The sequence below is a fragment of the Paraburkholderia sp. genome, assembly GCF_036488795.1.
In the GTDB taxonomy this organism is placed as follows: domain Bacteria; phylum Pseudomonadota; class Gammaproteobacteria; order Burkholderiales; family Burkholderiaceae; genus Paraburkholderia.
The window spans coordinates 1-14,973 of record NZ_DASXHA010000158.1 but is presented as its reverse complement, the minus strand read 5'-3'; the positions used below and the strand labels follow the sequence as shown (position 1 = coordinate 14,973).

18 protein-coding genes are annotated in these 14,973 nt (G+C 63.0%); 8 read left to right on the top strand and 10 right to left on the bottom strand.

The features are described from left to right. Positions 1-50: 50 nt before the first annotated feature. The 4 genes from VGH41_RS22880 to VGH41_RS22865 all read right to left on the bottom strand — a co-directional run bounded on the left by VGH41_RS22880 (position 51) and on the right by VGH41_RS22865 (position 4,296). Positions 51-473, bottom strand: coding sequence for a hypothetical protein (locus tag VGH41_RS22880; RefSeq protein WP_331599900.1), 423 nt, complete (start codon positions 471-473; stop codon positions 51-53). 291 nt (positions 474-764) lie between these two features. After that, positions 765-1,823 (bottom strand): permease, encoded by a 1,059-nt coding sequence (locus VGH41_RS22875; protein WP_331599898.1) that lies wholly within the window; start codon positions 1,821-1,823, stop codon positions 765-767. Between the two features lie 33 nt (positions 1,824-1,856). Next, a complete protein-coding gene (gene mnmH / locus VGH41_RS22870; protein ID WP_331599896.1) occupies positions 1,857-3,026 on the bottom strand; it encodes a tRNA 2-selenouridine(34) synthase MnmH in 1,170 nt (389 codons plus the stop codon). A 217-nt stretch (positions 3,027-3,243) separates the two neighbouring features. After that, the gene (locus VGH41_RS22865; RefSeq protein ID WP_331599895.1) at positions 3,244-4,296 is read right to left on the bottom strand and encodes an NADP(H)-dependent aldo-keto reductase; all 1,053 of its coding nucleotides are present in this window, start codon (positions 4,294-4,296) and stop codon (positions 3,244-3,246) included. 124 nt (positions 4,297-4,420) lie between these two features. Between VGH41_RS22865 and VGH41_RS22860 the strand changes: the two genes are divergently transcribed. The 4 genes from VGH41_RS22860 (at position 4,421) to VGH41_RS22845 (ending at position 7,452) form a co-directional block, all read left to right on the top strand. Then, entirely contained in the window at positions 4,421-5,851 is a 1,431-nt protein-coding gene (locus tag VGH41_RS22860; RefSeq protein ID WP_331599894.1) for an MFS transporter, read from the top strand. A 29-nt stretch (positions 5,852-5,880) separates the two neighbouring features. After that, a complete protein-coding gene (locus VGH41_RS22855; RefSeq protein WP_331599893.1) occupies positions 5,881-6,096 on the top strand; it encodes a DUF3820 family protein in 216 nt (71 codons plus the stop codon). Positions 6,097-6,310: 214 nt separating this feature from the next. Beyond that, entirely contained in the window at positions 6,311-6,595 is a 285-nt protein-coding gene (locus VGH41_RS22850; protein ID WP_331599892.1) for a hypothetical protein, read from the top strand. A gap of 200 nt (positions 6,596-6,795) precedes the next feature. Further along, positions 6,796-7,452: a carbonic anhydrase gene (locus VGH41_RS22845; protein ID WP_331599891.1), complete on the top strand. Its 657-nt coding sequence runs from the start codon at positions 6,796-6,798 to the stop codon at positions 7,450-7,452. Between the two features lie 43 nt (positions 7,453-7,495). On the opposite strand, the gene VGH41_RS22840 is transcribed toward VGH41_RS22845, so the two are convergent. From VGH41_RS22840 to VGH41_RS22830, 3 genes are all read right to left on the bottom strand, one after another. Further along, positions 7,496-7,930 carry a DUF302 domain-containing protein gene (locus tag VGH41_RS22840; protein WP_331599890.1) on the bottom strand — a complete coding sequence of 145 codons (435 nt, stop codon included), beginning with the start codon at positions 7,928-7,930 and terminating at the stop codon, positions 7,496-7,498. Positions 7,931-8,094: 164 nt separating this feature from the next. After that, positions 8,095-8,742, bottom strand: coding sequence for a trimeric intracellular cation channel family protein (locus tag VGH41_RS22835; RefSeq protein ID WP_331599889.1), 648 nt, complete (start codon positions 8,740-8,742; stop codon positions 8,095-8,097). A gap of 142 nt (positions 8,743-8,884) precedes the next feature. Further along, positions 8,885-10,408, bottom strand: a complete 1,524-nt coding sequence (locus tag VGH41_RS22830; protein WP_331599888.1) for a tetratricopeptide repeat-containing sulfotransferase family protein — start codon at positions 10,406-10,408, stop codon at positions 8,885-8,887. Between the two features lie 287 nt (positions 10,409-10,695). On the opposite strand from VGH41_RS22830, the gene VGH41_RS22825 reads away from it, so the two are divergent. Together VGH41_RS22825 and VGH41_RS22820 are read left to right on the top strand one after the other, a co-directional pair. Further along, positions 10,696-10,893 carry a hypothetical protein gene (locus VGH41_RS22825; protein ID WP_331599887.1) on the top strand — a complete coding sequence of 66 codons (198 nt, stop codon included), beginning with the start codon at positions 10,696-10,698 and terminating at the stop codon, positions 10,891-10,893. Positions 10,894-10,996: 103 nt separating this feature from the next. Then, a complete protein-coding gene (locus VGH41_RS22820; RefSeq protein ID WP_331599886.1) occupies positions 10,997-11,245 on the top strand; it encodes a DUF6566 family protein in 249 nt (82 codons plus the stop codon). Positions 11,246-11,601: 356 nt separating this feature from the next. Here the strand turns inward: VGH41_RS22820 and VGH41_RS22815 are convergent, their stop codons facing one another. Beyond that, entirely contained in the window at positions 11,602-12,291 is a 690-nt protein-coding gene (locus VGH41_RS22815; protein WP_331599884.1) for an SOS response-associated peptidase, read from the bottom strand. Positions 12,292-12,366: 75 nt separating this feature from the next. Here VGH41_RS22815 and imuA point away from each other — a divergent pair, with 75 nt between their 5' ends. Together imuA and VGH41_RS22805 are read left to right on the top strand one after the other, a co-directional pair. Then, entirely contained in the window at positions 12,367-13,119 is a 753-nt protein-coding gene (gene imuA, locus VGH41_RS22810) for a translesion DNA synthesis-associated protein ImuA (protein ID WP_331599883.1), read from the top strand. 42 nt (positions 13,120-13,161) lie between these two features. Then, positions 13,162-13,455, top strand: coding sequence for a hypothetical protein (locus VGH41_RS22805; RefSeq protein WP_331599882.1), 294 nt, complete (start codon positions 13,162-13,164; stop codon positions 13,453-13,455). 62 nt (positions 13,456-13,517) lie between these two features. Here VGH41_RS22805 and VGH41_RS22800 read toward each other — a convergent pair whose 3' ends face one another. Together VGH41_RS22800 and VGH41_RS22795 are read right to left on the bottom strand one after the other, a co-directional pair. Beyond that, complete coding sequence (locus VGH41_RS22800) at positions 13,518-14,327, bottom strand: patatin-like phospholipase family protein (RefSeq protein ID WP_331599881.1); 810 nt, start codon at positions 14,325-14,327, stop codon at positions 13,518-13,520. Further along, positions 14,324-14,800, bottom strand: coding sequence for a hypothetical protein (locus VGH41_RS22795; RefSeq protein ID WP_331599880.1), 477 nt, complete (start codon positions 14,798-14,800; stop codon positions 14,324-14,326). The genes VGH41_RS22800 and VGH41_RS22795 overlap by 4 nt, the downstream gene beginning before the upstream one ends. Positions 14,801-14,973: the final 173 nt, after the last annotated feature.

Genomic DNA, 14,973 nt, shown 5'->3' with positions numbered 1-14,973 from the left:
CGTCGAAGAAGCGCTGTTTGGGATTTCCCTGGACAACGCCCCACGCCCGCTCAGTCTTCGTCGTCCGTCCAGGGAATGTCGACGTCGGAGATGAACGCCACCGTCGCGAACGGGCCGCCTTCCTGGCGTCCGATCTTGCCGTCCGCGCGCTGCCATTCGACCCGAAACAGCGTGCCCGGGTCATCGGCAATCAGGCGCACGGTCCGCACCTCGTCGGGATCCGCCTCTTCCACCGGGCCGTCCAGCGACACCAGCAGTTCCTGTGGCCACAGGCCGTCCGCCGGATCGTAGATGCGATCGCCATCGGGAATCAGCGTGAAGGCTTCCACGCCGATGGTCGCCGAGGCGTCGATGATCATCTTGCCCAACGCGCGCAGCAGCGCCGTGGCGCGTGCCGAATTGGCCTGGCGGATGGCGAGGTCCCCGCGCGTCAGCGCCTGTTCAAGTTTCGGATTTGTTTTTTGTTGCGCCATTCGATTTTCTGACTCCCATCGCTCGAGTGTTTGCGGCGAGTCGTGAGGGTGCTCGCCGCTCATGGGTCGCTGATGCGCTGCTTGTACAGACAGGCGCATTGGCCATGCGAGCCCTTTTTGAGGGCTGAATCCTACCACCGGCAGGCGTCGCGGCGGAGCCAGCTTGCATGCCGCACGAAGCGCACGCCTCCGTCCAGTTTAGGACGCGATTCGACAACTGCCATCGAGATTTACCGGCTTAAATGCGACAGGGTGTTACAGCCGCCGCCTGGGTGGCCGGTTGGACCGTGCTCAGAAGCCGAGCGCCACGGCAAGACCGCCCGCCACGACGCCGAACCCGACCACCGAGACCGCCACGATAGTCAGCACGCGCGCGCGGAACGAGCGCGCCAGCATCGCCAGCGAGGGCACGCTGATGGGCGGCAGCGTCATCAGCAACGCGCCGGCGGGACCGACGCCCATGCCGAGCGACAGCATGGCCTGGATGATCGGCACCTCGCCGGCAGTCGGGATCACGAACAGCATGCCCGCCACAGCCAGCGCGACGATCCAGCCGATCTGGTTGCCGATCTCCGGTCCGACGTGCGGAAACAGCCACGCGCGCGCCGCGCCCAGCAGCAGGATCAGCACAATGTATTCGGGGATCAGACGTACCGCCATGCGGACAAACAGGTTCACCCAGCGCACGAAAGCGTTGCCGCGAGCCTGGCCCTGCAGCGCGGCGAGCGCGGCCAGTTGCCCGTCGGCCGCCTCGGCTTCTTGCGGCGTAACGAGCCGGTTCACCAGATAGCCGAGCCCGAACACCATCAAAACCCCTAGCACGAGACGCAGTGCGGCCCAGTTCCAGCCGAGCACGAAGCCCATGAACACGAGCGTGGCCGGATTGAGTACCGAATTGCCGAGCCAGAACGCGATCGCGCCGCCGGGCGATGCCTGACGCTGCCGCAATCCGACCACAACGGGCGCCGCGCAGCAGGTACACATCATGCCGGGGATCGCCAGCAGGCCGCCGGCGGCAACGCTGCCGAAACTGGTCTTGCCGAGCACGCGCGCAATCCACTGCACCGGCAGCAGCACCTGCACCGCCGAGCCGAGCAGCAGGCCAAGCACCATCGCCTGCCAGATGGCCTTGCCGTAAGCGAGCGCGTAGCCGAGCGCCGAATCCAGCGACGGCGCCGGCGGGCTCGCCTGCGTACCCATCAGGATCGACTTGCCGATCGAATGCGTCTCGGCCGCTGTGAACGCGCGGTGGTAATACGGAAACCACTTCACATAGAAGAGTCCGACGACCGCCACCAGCAGGAAAATCAGCCAGCCGGCGGCAGGTTGGGTGGATCGCGTGGTGTTCATGATTATTTTTGTGTGGGGTGGTTGTACGGAGGTCTACTCGGGTTTGACGACAGCGTAGCGCCCTTTCTCGCCGACTGGCTGATTCACTGTAGTTCGTGCGGGTTGTGACGCGGCGGTTACGCCAGGCGCGGCTGAGAGCGCGGCCAGCAAGGCCGTTGCCTGGCCGACGCTGTCCGCCGCATTCGGCCTGAACGCGAAGCGCAACGCCTGAGCGAGCTGGCTGAAATGCTGCCGGCTGCTGCGCTGATAGGCGGGATCGTAATGCCGCTCGATCAGTTCGCCGAACAATGCGGCGCGCGCCATCGGGTCACGCGGCCCGCCAGCGGCGCCCGCGTCGATCAGCCGTTGCCAGTGTCTGACCTGCTCGCGGCTATGCAGGCCGATCAACCGTTCGAGCTGCTGCCTGAACCACGCCGGATCGTCGAACAGATGCGCGTAATCCTGCAGCAGGAAGGTGATGCGCTCCTCGTGCGTAGCCTCGACTTCGACGCATGCGCCGCGATGAAAACGCTCCAGCAGCGTCTCCGGCAAGGTGATCGAGCCAATGCGCCGGCTTTCCGCTTCGACGAACACAGGCCGTCGCGTATCGAAGCGCGAGAGTTGGGCGACCAGCGCGGTATCGAAGGCTTTTTGCGCCGGTTGAGGCTGGTCGGGCAATGCGCCCAGCAGCGAACCGCGATGGCAGGCCAGCGCTTCGAGATCCAGCACCTGGGCGCCCGCCTCGCGCAGCGCCTGCAACAAGCGGGTCTTGCCGCTGCCGGTGGGTCCGGTCAGCGCCACATAGTCGAACTGTCCAGGCAAGCTGGCGAGCGTCTCGACCACCGAGCGCCGGTATACCTTGTAGCCGCCGTCCAGTTGCCGCGCCTGCCAGCCGATCAGGTTGAACCACGTCGTCATCGAGCCGGAGCGCTTGCCGCCACGCCAGCAATAGATCAAGGGACGCCAGTTGCGCGGACGGTCCGCGAAGGTGGTGTCGAGGTGCTGCGCGATGTTGCGCGCCACCATTGCCGCGCCGACACGCGTCGCCTCGAACGGCGAAACCTGCTTGTACATCGTGCCGACGATCACTCGCTCCTCGTTGCTCAGCACCGGCGCGTTGAGCGCCCCGGGAATGTGATCTTCAGCGAATTCGAGCGGCGTGCGGACATCCACGATCTCGTCGAATCGGTCCAGTTGATCGAGGGGTGCAAGCAGGTTTTTCAATTGAGCAACGCGTGAGTCAGGCCGCTTTTCGAGCGAAATGGCCAGGGTAACAGCAAGGGATCAAACGAATTATCGCACGCGGCGGTGCGGACCTCGTTCGCAGGATGCGGCGCGTGGCCGGTCGCAATGAAACAAAGGCTGGCGAGGCGAGATCGCCGGACCAGCCTTTTTCTACTGACTTGACGAGAACCGCCCTCGCCGCAGACGCGGCATCACGTCACGGCGCCGGGTTCGGTTGCTGCTCGTGCAACGCGTCGATTTCCGCAAGCGCTTCGGGCGAGAGCTTCACATCCGCACTGCCGATGTTTTCCTTCAACTGATCGAGCGAGGTCGCGCCAATCAGATTGCTGGTCACGAATGGCCGGCTATTGACGAAGGCAAGCGCGAATTGGGCGGGCGACAGACCGTGGCGCTTGGCGAGCTCGACGTAGCGGCTGGTCGTCCGCACCGCGTGCGGCTTGCTGTAGCGCTGGAAGCGTTCGAACAATGTGATGCGCGCGCCCGCCGGACGCGCGCCGCCTTCGTACTTGCCCGACAGCCAGCCGAACGCGAGCGGCGAATAAGCCAGCAGGCCGATACCGTCGCGATGCGAGTACTCGGACAGGCCCACTTCGAAAGTCCGGTTCAACAGGCTGTACGGATTCTGAATGCTGACGATACGCGGCAAGTCCAGCTTCTCCGCTGCGCGCAGAAACTGCCCGACACCCCACGGCGTTTCGTTCGACACGCCGATATGCCGCACCTTGCCTTCCTTGACGAAGCCGGCCAGCACCGACAGCGTCTCGTCGATCGGCACCGTATAGGCATCGTCGACCCACGGATACGCGCTGCGGCCGAACGTCATGGTGCTGCGATCGGGCCAGTGCAACTGATACAGATCGACGTAGTCGGTTTGCAGACGCTTCAGGCTGTCGTTGAGCGCCTCGGTCAGATTCTTGCGGTCGAACTGGTTGCCTTCGCCCCGAATGTGACGCGGGTTGTGCGGCTGACGCGCGGGACCGGCGATCTTGGTCGCCAGCACGATTTTCTCGCGCACGCTACGATGCTGCGCGAGCCACGAGCCGATAAAGCGTTCGGTCGCGCCCTGCGTCTCGGGACGCGGCGGCACCGGATACATTTCGGCCGCATCGATCAGGTTCACGCCCTGGTCGAGCGCATAGTCGATCTGCGCATGGGCCTCCTGCTCGGTATTCTGCTCACCCCAGGTCATCGTGCCGAGACCGATCAGGCTGACCTGCACGTCCGTGTTGCCGAGTCTGCGGTATTCCATCGAAGTATTCCTGTTGATTGATTGGTCGAAAGAAGCCGAAATTACCACGACAGCGCAATGCCTGCAGCGCGGCTAAAATGCGGCTCACTGCCTGCTTTCAACGATTTGCCGGAGTGTCATCCCAATGTCAGGTTCGTCACCTGCTGTTGAACCGAAAGACGAGTCGTCACTGATCGTCACCCTCGTCGCCGCTGCGTTTTTCATGGAAAACCTCGACGGCACGATCATCGCCACGGCGCTGCCGCAGATGGCGCGCTCGTTCCATGTGCACCCAATCGATCTGAGCATCGGCATTACCTCGTATCTGCTCACGCTCGCGGTGTTCATCCCCATCAGCGGCTGGGTCGCGGACCGCTTCGGCGTACGCACCGTGTTCACCGCCGCGCTCGCCGTGTTCACGGCGGCGTCAGTGGTGTGCGGCATGACCGGCGGCATGGTGGAGTTCACGGCGGCGCGCATCGTGCAAGGCATCGGCGGCGCGATGATGGTGCCGGTAGGCAGACTCGCCGTGTTGCGCGTCACCCCCAAAGACAACCTGATGCGCGCCATCTCCATCATCACCTGGCCCGGTCTCGTCGCGCCGGTGATCGGACCGCCCTTAGGCGGACTGATCACCACGTATTCGTCATGGCGCTGGATCTTCTATCTGAATCTGCCGCTGGGTCTGATCGGCATCTTGATGGCGTGGCGTTTCATCAGCCCGGCAGGCGACACTGAGAAGCGTCCCTTCGACGCGCCCGGTTTCGTGCTGTGCGGCATCTCCGGCACCGCCGTCATGTACGCCATGGAGCTGATCGGCCGCGCCGACGCCTCATGGGGCGCCGCGCTGGCTTTTTTGCTGGCCGGTCTCGTGGCAGGCGCCGCGGCGTGGTGGCATCTGCGGCGCGCCGCGCATCCTGTGATGGACCTGTCGGCGTTTCGCATCAAGACCTTCGCGGTCGCGATTGGCGGCGGGTCGCTGTTTCGCATCTCGATCAGCGCGGTGCCGTTCCTCGTGCCCTTGATGTTCCAGCTGGGCTTCGGCATGAACGCGTTCCGCTCGGGCTTGCTGACGCTGGCGGTATTCGCCGGCAACCTCGCCATGAAACTCGTCACCACGCCCGTCATGAAGCGTTTCGGCTTTCGCTCCGTGCTGCTCGTCAACGGCACGTTTGCGGCCGTGTCGCTGGCGGCGATGAGCCTGCTCACGCCTGCCACGCCGTATATCTGGATTGTGGTCGTGCTGTTCGTGAGCGGGCTGGCGCGCTCGCTGCAATTCACCGCGTTGAATACGCTTAGCTTCGCCGACGTGCCGAAGCCGCAGATGAGCGGCGCCTCCACGCTGTCGAGCACGATCAGCCAGATGACGATGGGCATGGGCGTCGCCGCGGGGGCGATCGCGTTGCGGGCGGCGGCCTGGCTGCATGGACATCACGCGCAATCGGTCACGGCGTCCGACTTCAGTCTTGCGTTTCTGCTGGTAGCGGCGCTGGGCTTCGTCGCCATCTTCGACGTGTTCGGACTGGACCGGCGGGCAGGCGCGCATGTCAGCGGACACCGCCGGCGTGAGGCGTAGACTCGCCCGACCCACCTTTGACCCTTGCGATGAACTCCCAGGAACTCGAATTACTCGTCACCCGCGTCATGCCTTATGGCAAATACAAAGGCCGTCTGATCGCGGATTTGCCGGGTCATTATCTGAACTGGTTCGCGAGTCAGGGCTTTCCGCCCGGCGAGATCGGACGGCTCATTGCGTTGATGCATGAGATCGATCACAACGGTCTGAAGCCGTTATTAGAACCCCTGCGAAAACCTCGTTAGTGGAGCCTTGTTACATACACCAGGCTTTCATTTTTCTCGGGCTCACACGACAAAAACATCACGGCAGCAATACATAACTGAAAGCAATCGGACGTGCTATTTCCCCTGTAAAAAAAGCTAACGTTTTCACGCTTGACCCGCACCGATCCATCGACTGTAATCAGTATGACTTGATAAGCTGCGTTCCTCACTTGGTGCCTGTCTGCCTGTCTCTATGCACTCGCTGAGTCTCATTGGTCTGCTGGAATTCATTGGCCACGACATGTCGCCCGTGAGCGCGGTCATTGCATTCTTTGTGTTCGGCTATCTGGTCGTGGGTCTGCCCGTTCATTTCCGCCAGGGCGCGGCCTCGCGCGATATCTGGGGCACTGCCGCCGGCGTGACGATGGCTGCGGTATATGCAGCGTTCATCGTCGGCGTGTATCCGGCGTTGCATCATTCATTGCACACGCCATCTATTATTGCGCCCGTCAATCCAACCATCAGCGTGTCGCATTAACGCTGCGCACCGCTTCGTCCCGCTTCATCCTGATCCGTTCCTCACAGTCCCGGTGACTACGCGTGGCGCGAAGTGCTCGTGCCCAGGAATTGGCACGCCGAGAAAAACTGATATAAAAGGCGCATCGACGACCCGGATCCCGACCCTGTCGCTTACATGGGTCGTCCTTTCGTCATCCGTCAGCGCAAGGAGAATGATTTATGCAGGACATCATCGATGGCTTCCTGAAGTTTCAGCGGGAAGTGTTTCCGGCGCGTTCCGCGCTCTTTAAGCGCCTCGCTACCAGCCAGAAACCGGGCGTGCTGTTCGTCACCTGTTCCGATAGCCGCGTGGTGCCGGAACTGCTGACGCAGCGCGAGCCGGGCGACATGTTCGTGATCCGCAATGCCGGCAATATCGTGCCGTCCTACGGGCCGGAACCGGGCGGCGTATCCGCGACCGTGGAATACGCCGTGGCGGTATTGGGCGTGTCGGACATCGTCATTTGCGGACACTCGGATTGCGGCGCGATGGGCGCCATCTCCACCTGCAAGTGTCTTGACCATCTGCCCGCGGTAGCCGCATGGCTGCGGCACGCGGATGCGGCAAAGGTCATCAACGCGGCGGGCACCTATGCGTCACCCGAGGCCAAGCTGAATGCGCTGGTGCGCGAGAACGTCGTTGCACAGCTGGCCAACATCAGGACGCACCCTTCCGTCGCGCTGGCGCTCGCTCAGGGCCGCCTGAACCTGCACGGCTGGATTTACGACATCGAACAAGGCGCCATCGACGCGCTCGACGGCAGCGCGGCTCCGCAGCACTTCGTGTCACTGGCCGAGCATCCGCACGTTTGCGCGACGCGCACCCGTCCCGCCTAGTGCGACCCAAAACGCCGCAGCTGGCGCCTGTCGGGTGTCTGGATCAGCGCCAGGCGGCGGGATCGGTGCGGTCGGCGTCGATGGCCTGCGCGAGCAGCGAAGGCACGGCCGCAAACACGCCGGTCAACGCCGCATCGATGCCGTAATGCTCGACCAGCGTGGCGCTTGGGTCCAGATAATCCACCTGCACGGGTCCGTCCACGGCTTGCCAGACGACCGCCCGCAACGGCAATTCGAGCGCCGCGTGCGGGTTGCCATCCATGATCGGCGTGCCGCCTTTCGGATTGCCGAACAGAAGCAGCCGCGTGGGTCTCAGTTGCGTTGACGCCGCGCTCGCGGCGGCGGCCTGATCGATGTCGGCAAAAATCGTCATGCCGCGCTTCATCAGCGCCTGCTTGACGCGAGTGAGCGTCACTTCGAAATCGAAACTGCTGTGTAGCGTGATGACAGCAGATGGGGTTCGCGCGGCAGGAGTCATGGCGGCAATCACCTAGGTCTGGATAAGCGGAACGGCGTGAAGTGCAGGCGTCTGAGCCGGTTTCTGGCGCGCTTGCACCGGGTTCGAACCGGCGTGGCACTGACTATCAGCTTACGCGCTGAAGCGCCGTCTGCAAAATTCGCGTGGCCGTCCCGATGCGCGGCTCAACCCGTCGCTTTCGGCAGATGCCAGCCATGCGCCACGGCGACCAGACGAAGCACGAAACACGCGAGGCCGCCCGCTAGCGCCGCCCAACCGGATGGCATGCCGGCACGGCGCGCGAGCACCACGACCAACGCGCCGGTGAACGCAGCGCTCGCATAGAAGTCAGCTTGCAGGACGACCGGCACGCGCGCGAGCAGAATGTCGCGAACCACGCCGCCGCCTACTCCGGTCATGGTCCCGAGCAGCATCGCGACGAACGGATGGATCCTGAAGAGCAGCGCCTTCTCGACACCCGCGACGGCGAACAGCGCGAGGCCCGCGGCATCCAGCACGATGACGAGTGTGGCGGGGATCGGCGGTGCGACCGTGTGCAATCCGAAGCTGAGCAGGCCCGCCGCGCACGTCAACGCCGCATAGCGCCAGTCGCGAATCGCGTTGGGCGGCGTCGCGCCGATCAGCAGATCACGGATCACGCCGCCGCCCAGCGCGGCCACGAACGACACCACCATCACGCCCAGCAGATCGAGGCCGCCACGCATCGCAATGACCGCGCCTTCGACCGCGAACACGGCGGTGCCGGCGAGGTCCGCCGCCCAGACGATGCTTTCGACCTTCGTGCGGGTCTTGCTGATCGACAGTTCTGCCATTGGCCTGTTATCCCTACCCTTCACCGAGTTGTCGAAGGTATAGCGGAAAAGCCGCGGCGGCGACAGATTTTTCGTGACGTGACGTGACGTGACGTGACGCGGATCGGGCGGGGCCGGTTTGCTTGTTGTCCGGCTCGTCCAATCACACGGCGGGGCCCGCAAGGCCGCCGGACAACACCGGCCCGAGACCGTCGTAGAGCGGCTGCAGCAACTCCGCTGCCGGACGCCAGCGCTCCAGCGACGTGCGAAACAGCGGCTTGCGTACCTGCGACGCGCTCGCCGTATTCACCTGACGCCGGGTCTGATGGAACGCCAGACAGCGTTCATCCCAATCGAGCCCGCAGTGCCCGAGCATGCGCCGCACATTGCCTTCGAGATCGTCGACGAGCTCCTCGTACTGCACCTCGATCATCACCCCTTCGGGCAGCGCCTCTTGCCAGTACGCCATCAAGGCATCGTAAGCGCGGTAATAGCGGCCCAGTTCGGCGAGATCGTAGCCGAACGGCACGTCCTGGAAAATGCGCGAAAAGATCGACAGGCAGGTTTCCACCGGTGCGCGACGGCTATGAATAAACCGTGCGTTCGGCAGCGCCAGGTGGATCAGGCCGACGTTGATGAAATTGAACGGGTACTTGTCCGTGATGCGCTGATAGCGCTGCGCGTGCGGCACTTCCGTGTGGATGCGGTTCACATAATTTGCGCCGAGCGACGCCAGTTGCGCAGCCGACACATCGTCGAGCGAGTCGAGGTTGATCTTGTGCCGGTCGTCCACGCCGCGCGCGAGCGCATTCACCAGCGCCTTGCCGAAGTCGGGACGCTCGCCGGCACCGAACACTTGCGGATGACTTGCCAGAATCTGCTCGATCAGCGTCGACCCCGAGCGCGGCATACCGACGATAAATACCGGCGACACCGCTGGATCGCCCAGATTGCGCTTCGCTTTCAGGACCGCCGGCGTGAGCAATCCGGGAAGCTGCTCGAACAGGCCCAGCGTCATTTCCTCGTTATAGTTGACGCTGCGGCGGTGAATGGCGTTGGCTTTCAGCAGATGATCGAACGACGCGTCGTTCTGTCCCAGATCCCCCAATGCGTGGCCCATCGCGAAGTGCAACTGCGCCTGATCGTCGAGCGCGAGCGAATCCACTTGCTGCGCGAGCTTCTGCATCGACACGAAACACGGATCGTCGAGCGTCATGCGCTTCGACTGCACGAAGTTGCGGTAGTAGACCATGCTCTGCGGCGCAATCTCGATCGCGCGACGGTAGGCTTCGTGGGCCTCGTCGAAACGTCCGAGCGACTGCAGACAGTTCGCCATATTGTTGTACGAGCCATCGACCATCGTGCCGAACCGTGCTGCTTGCCGGTAACAGAGCACCGCTTCTTCCAGACGATGCATCTGCTCGTTGACCCAGCCGAGGTTGTGATGAATGTCGGCGTTCTCCGGGTCCAAAGCTTGCGCTTGCTGATAACGCACCAGGGCTTCGGGAAAGCGCTCCATCTTGACGAGCGTCGATCCCAGGTTGTTATAGACGGCCGCATCGGCAGGCCGCGCTTCGCGCACCTTGTCGAACCAGTCGAGCGCGCTTTGGAATTCGCCGCGTTCGGCGCAAGCGTTGCCGCGGGCAAACCAGTGGTCCGGTGTTGCCGGCTGTGTGTCGTGCGTCATGAACGGCCAGAAGCCTTTACTGAAGATGCGTAGAAAACCGGTGTGCAGGCGCGAAGGCCTCGGCCACCGGCGGAATGTCGCGCGACGTTAGCAGGAATCCCGGGCGGTTTCGTTTCCGAATTTGACGAACCGTTACAGCGCGTGACGCCTCGTAACGAGGCTCTGCGTGCGGCGCAGCGGCGGGTTCTTTGCAACGGCGCTGCCGGGCTTGAGGCGCGCAGGCGAACCCGGCGGAAAGTGCTAGGATGAAATGAATCTGACAGCGTGAAAGCGCGACGGAGACGGCCATGACGAAGTCACTGAGTCCGGAAGCGATTGAAGCATTGAGGCGTCTGAACGACATCGGCGTTGGGCAGCGTACGCCGCCCCTCCCTCCAGGCGTCGCGGCCGAGTTGCTGGGCATGGGACTCGTCGCTGAAGCATCGGGCGGCGATGTCGAGATCACCTGCAACGGCCGCCAATATTTGTCCGGCGATTGCGATTGATACGGCAGGCTGCCGCAAAGCGGGCACTGCGGGCCGGCGCAGCAGCCGCCGTGCTGTCGCGCGGCCGGGTTTCGCTGTCCGTTCTGATCGCAAGGAGGTGAACATGCAGCCCAAAGGCATCGACATGGGCGACTATCAGGAGCGCTATCGCGACTACGACATCGAAGTTGCGGTCGAGCAGGTGCTCACCGGCGTCAAAGCGCATTTCCGCGTGCTGAAGAACGACGCCGTGATGGTCGATTGGCGTCTCGTGCATATCGACACACTCTGGCCCACCGAACATGCCGCTGCTGAAGCAGGCTTTCGGGCTGCGCGCGAATATATCGATGCTGAATCGTCACCGAATGAGTGACTGGCGCAGACGCTAAAGGAAAAACAAAGGAGAAAGAGAAAACGCTTCCAGAGCGTACAAACGCTGGATGGGAAATTATCGAGCTGGAAAAGCTTGAGGGATTACTTGGGGGTAAGTGGGGTGGCTGATGGGACTCGAACCCACGACGACAGGAATCACAATCCAGCCGTCAAAACGCCTCGCAGCCTTACCCAGCAACGAACAATCAAACCGGTTTCGGAACAAAACTGAGTTTAACACCCACGGTTTTATGCGGGTCTCGGGGCAACCGTTCCGAAATATTTCGCGTGTTTTGGACGCAAAAAAGCCGCTGGGCGAGTTTGCCGGGCGGCTCATTTCGGAGGCGGCCGTAGCCGCTAGATCAGCGGATTCTCGTTCGACTCGGGTACTTTTGAGGGAGCCTTTCGCGGCGGTAACGGATATGCCTCCGCGCCCATCTCGTCGACTGGGAACAGGTTCAAGAACGACCGCGCCTCGTCGGTCGTCCGACTCGAGAGAAAGTCTGCATATGCGTTGGGATGCACGATCACGACCGATCGCTTCTCGTCGCCCGGCTTGTGGAACCGCTTCATCAGCGGATGGTCGGCAGCGTTGACCGTGAGCATGGTGAACGAGATCGATGCAGGGCCTTCCGGCTCCTCCCACTCTCGCCACAGGCCGGCGATCGCGAGCGGCTCACCAGAGGCCATACCGATGCGCCAACGTATCGACTTGGTCGGATTCAGTTCGTAGTTCGGCTCGTAGAAGGTCTGACACGGGATCAGGCAGAGCTGCAGCTTTTTCCATGCTCCGCTGAAGCTGCGTTTCTCGCCCACCGACTCGGAGCGCGCGTTCATCGTGTCGAAGACCTTGACCCCTGGCGGAATTCGGTTGCGCGGCACCATTCCGAATGTCGCCGGATCGGTGCTGAAGCCATCGGCGCCGCGACGGAAGATCGGCGCGACGTAGTCTTTGTAGATCTCGCGCTTGTATTGGAACTTCGGCCTCGGAAAGACGCTGAACGCCTCGAACCGATCGTACTCACTGGTCTCATAACTTGTACACATGGGCTCCTCCCACCCCTAATAATAGCCTCGCTCGACTTGGCCTATACTGTATATTCATACAGTATCGAGCTAGCCATGGCCACCGTTCTTTCAGCTCCTGAAAAGATACATCCGTCCCTTTGGCGCGGCGCCCAGCTGGCTCGGGCTCGCGGTACGGTCGTCGATACCGGCTATCCCAGCCTGTCCGAGCAGCTACCTGGCGGCGGCTGGCCTGTCTCAGCGCTGATAGAGCTACTGACCCAGCAGCCGGGCGTCGGCGAAATGAGGATGCTCGCACCCGCGCTGGCCGCCGGCAAAGCACCCGTCGCCATGATCCAGCCGCCGGCCGATCCCGTCATAGCTGGCCTTTCGTATGTCGGGATCCCAGCGGACCGGCTTCTATTGCTGCGGGCGAAGACGATGTCGGATCAGCTGTGGGCAGCGGAGCAAGTGCTGCGCGCCGGGACATGCTCGGCGGTTCTTCTGTGGCATCAGCACGTGCACGCCGACTGGCTCCGAAGGCTTCACCTCTCGGCGCGTACCGGCAACGCCCTTTTATTCATGGTGCGACCGCTCACGTGCGCGCAAGACGCGTCACCGGCGGAACTGCGGATTGCGGTGAGACCCGACGAGAGCGGCGCGGCGATCCGCATCATCAAGCGTAAAGGCCCGACGTTCGAAGGCGAGCTATCGATCGAGCTGTGGCCCTCCGCGGCACTGGGCAGCCAGCGCTCCAAGGCGCGCCGGCCCGCTCGGCCAGCCACGCCGCAACGCGAAGCCGCTGTCGGCCGTGCGGCCGTGATCGCGAATGCCGTCGCTGTCGATGCCGTGCACCTGCGGTCAGATTAGGTCCGCTTCCTGCTGGTATTAGTGCACCTACCGGAGGCCGCCATGAGACTCGAAAATTTCAAATCGCAACTGTCGATGCTGCTACGAGATATTCCGCGCGGGACAACAGCTGATATTGCCCCGTTCGCAGTCGCCTGGTGGAGCGGTCAATGCGTGACGTATGCCTTTCTACGGGATGATGCAAGCGGACAGATAGAGGAAGAATTCGATCTGGACGATTACGCATGGAGCCAGTGGCAACCCGAGTTCGAAGCGTGGGCTGAAGCTCCGACATTTAGCGTTCGGAGTGAGATTCTGAACTGGCTTAAAGACGCACCGCCGTCCGAGGCGGGCTGATTGACGTGTGCCAAGAGGCGCGCCGGAGGAAACCGGCGACGCCCGAATGAGCGCCGCTGAAGCTATTCCTCAATCTGCGCCAAAGCGCCCTTCGTGAACGCATATCCGTCGTTGTAAAGCCTCTGGCGTATCGCGGCGGGCATATTGCGATCGAGCGAACTCGCGTAGCCGGTGGGCACGCGCACGATCGTCGCGCCCTCCTTTGAATCGAGGGCAATGTGCGACGCCTCGTTTGAGGCCAGCAGCAGATCGATGATCCGCGGCGCCAGCGTTCTCAGGCCGTAAGCGCCGGGCAACAGCGGCGCGTCATCCGACTCGAGATAGATCCCGATTCGCGGCACCTCGTCGACGGTCAGCTTGCTGGCCGGTAGGTTGTCCGAGCACCCGCCGTCGACGCACAGCACGCTCTCGTACGCGACCGGCGCGAAGACGATCGGTATGCTTGCCGACGCGCGGGCGGCCAGCGCGACCGGCGCCGCCGGCGTCGACGCGCGGCTGAACACATATTCTTTCTCGGTCAGCAGATCCGAGGCGATTACCTTAAGCTCGGTCGACAGATCAGCGAATGTCTTCCCATCGGTGAGCTTTTCCAGGAGCTGTAGCAACGCGTTTCCGGAGCTGAAGCTCTGCTTCGTCACGAGCGACCATGGCGAGAAGCTCATCATCGGCGACCAGTCGAGCGTCATGCACATTTCACGCAAATCAGCCAGCGACATGCCGCTGGCAAAGAGCGTGGCCACGATCGAGCCGCCCGACGTGCCCGCGAGCTCGACTACTTCATACCCGGCATCCGCGATCGCCTGCAGCGCGCCAAGGTGCGCGCCGAGGCGAAAGCCGGATCCGCTCAGTGCGACACGGATCGGCTTGCTCATTGCAGTGCCACTCCCGCTAGAGGACTCGACGCCGCTGTCGGGGCCGAGGCACTGGACGGCGCGGTGGCCGCCGGGGTGCCGTACATCAGCAACCAGTTCGACAACGCAAGCGACGCGGCGCCGAGCCCGAGACGGATCGCCGTAGCGGTCGCCGGATCGACGGGTAGCAGTGCGACGAGGCCAATCATCTCGGGGATCGCCGTATTGATGAGCGAGCCGACGTTCGTCGGATCGAGCGTCGCGACAGCCTTGCACAGGTCCCCGTTGTCATCCGCCAGCTGCGCGACGGTGTCGTCGCCGGGCAGCAACGCCTGCAGGTTGAGCAGCACCGGCTGGACGATGCTGCATGCGTTCTTCGCCTGAAATTGCGCGGCTGCGGCGAGCGATGCGAGGGTTTGCTGTTGCTGGGGAGTACAGGCCGCGATTGCGATAGACGCGACGAGGCCTGCCGCGATAAGCAGCATACGTTTCATGGTGATTCCTTTAGAGAGTGCCGCGGTCACGGCGGTGGGATTAATACTTGAAGCGGAGCTTCGTTTTGACTGACCAGCTAGTCGCGCTCTTCTGCACTTCCACGCTACCGGACGTCGACCTGTTTAGCGCCCAATAAGCGACGCAGCACGAGGCGTCATCGGTCGCGGGATTT

Excerpts from the sequence above, each read along its gene's own strand:
- VGH41_RS22800 (WP_331599881.1), bottom strand. The coding sequence starts at position 14,327 with ATGAGCAAGCCGATCCGTGTCGCACTGAGCGGATCCGGCTTTCGCCTC.
- VGH41_RS22795 (WP_331599880.1), bottom strand. The coding sequence starts at position 14,800 with ATGAAACGTATGCTGCTTATCGCGGCAGGCCTCGTCGCGTCTATCGCA.
- VGH41_RS22860 (WP_331599894.1), top strand. The coding sequence starts at position 4,421 with ATGTCAGGTTCGTCACCTGCTGTTGAACCGAAAGACGAGTCGTCACTG.
- VGH41_RS22845 (WP_331599891.1), top strand. The coding sequence starts at position 6,796 with ATGCAGGACATCATCGATGGCTTCCTGAAGTTTCAGCGGGAAGTGTTT.
- imuA (WP_331599883.1), top strand. The coding sequence starts at position 12,367 with ATGGCCACCGTTCTTTCAGCTCCTGAAAAGATACATCCGTCCCTTTGG.
- VGH41_RS22855 (WP_331599893.1), top strand. The coding sequence starts at position 5,881 with ATGAACTCCCAGGAACTCGAATTACTCGTCACCCGCGTCATGCCTTAT.
- VGH41_RS22825 (WP_331599887.1), top strand. The coding sequence starts at position 10,696 with ATGACGAAGTCACTGAGTCCGGAAGCGATTGAAGCATTGAGGCGTCTG.
- VGH41_RS22875 (WP_331599898.1), bottom strand. The coding sequence starts at position 1,823 with ATGAACACCACGCGATCCACCCAACCTGCCGCCGGCTGGCTGATTTTC.
- VGH41_RS22835 (WP_331599889.1), bottom strand. The coding sequence starts at position 8,742 with ATGGCAGAACTGTCGATCAGCAAGACCCGCACGAAGGTCGAAAGCATC.
- VGH41_RS22815 (WP_331599884.1), bottom strand. The coding sequence starts at position 12,291 with ATGTGTACAAGTTATGAGACCAGTGAGTACGATCGGTTCGAGGCGTTC.
- VGH41_RS22820 (WP_331599886.1), top strand. The coding sequence starts at position 10,997 with ATGCAGCCCAAAGGCATCGACATGGGCGACTATCAGGAGCGCTATCGC.
- VGH41_RS22805 (WP_331599882.1), top strand. The coding sequence starts at position 13,162 with ATGAGACTCGAAAATTTCAAATCGCAACTGTCGATGCTGCTACGAGAT.
- VGH41_RS22840 (WP_331599890.1), bottom strand. The coding sequence starts at position 7,930 with ATGACTCCTGCCGCGCGAACCCCATCTGCTGTCATCACGCTACACAGC.
- VGH41_RS22850 (WP_331599892.1), top strand. The coding sequence starts at position 6,311 with ATGCACTCGCTGAGTCTCATTGGTCTGCTGGAATTCATTGGCCACGAC.
- VGH41_RS22880 (WP_331599900.1), bottom strand. The coding sequence starts at position 473 with ATGGCGCAACAAAAAACAAATCCGAAACTTGAACAGGCGCTGACGCGC.
- VGH41_RS22830 (WP_331599888.1), bottom strand. The coding sequence starts at position 10,408 with ATGACGCACGACACACAGCCGGCAACACCGGACCACTGGTTTGCCCGC.
- VGH41_RS22865 (WP_331599895.1), bottom strand. The coding sequence starts at position 4,296 with ATGGAATACCGCAGACTCGGCAACACGGACGTGCAGGTCAGCCTGATC.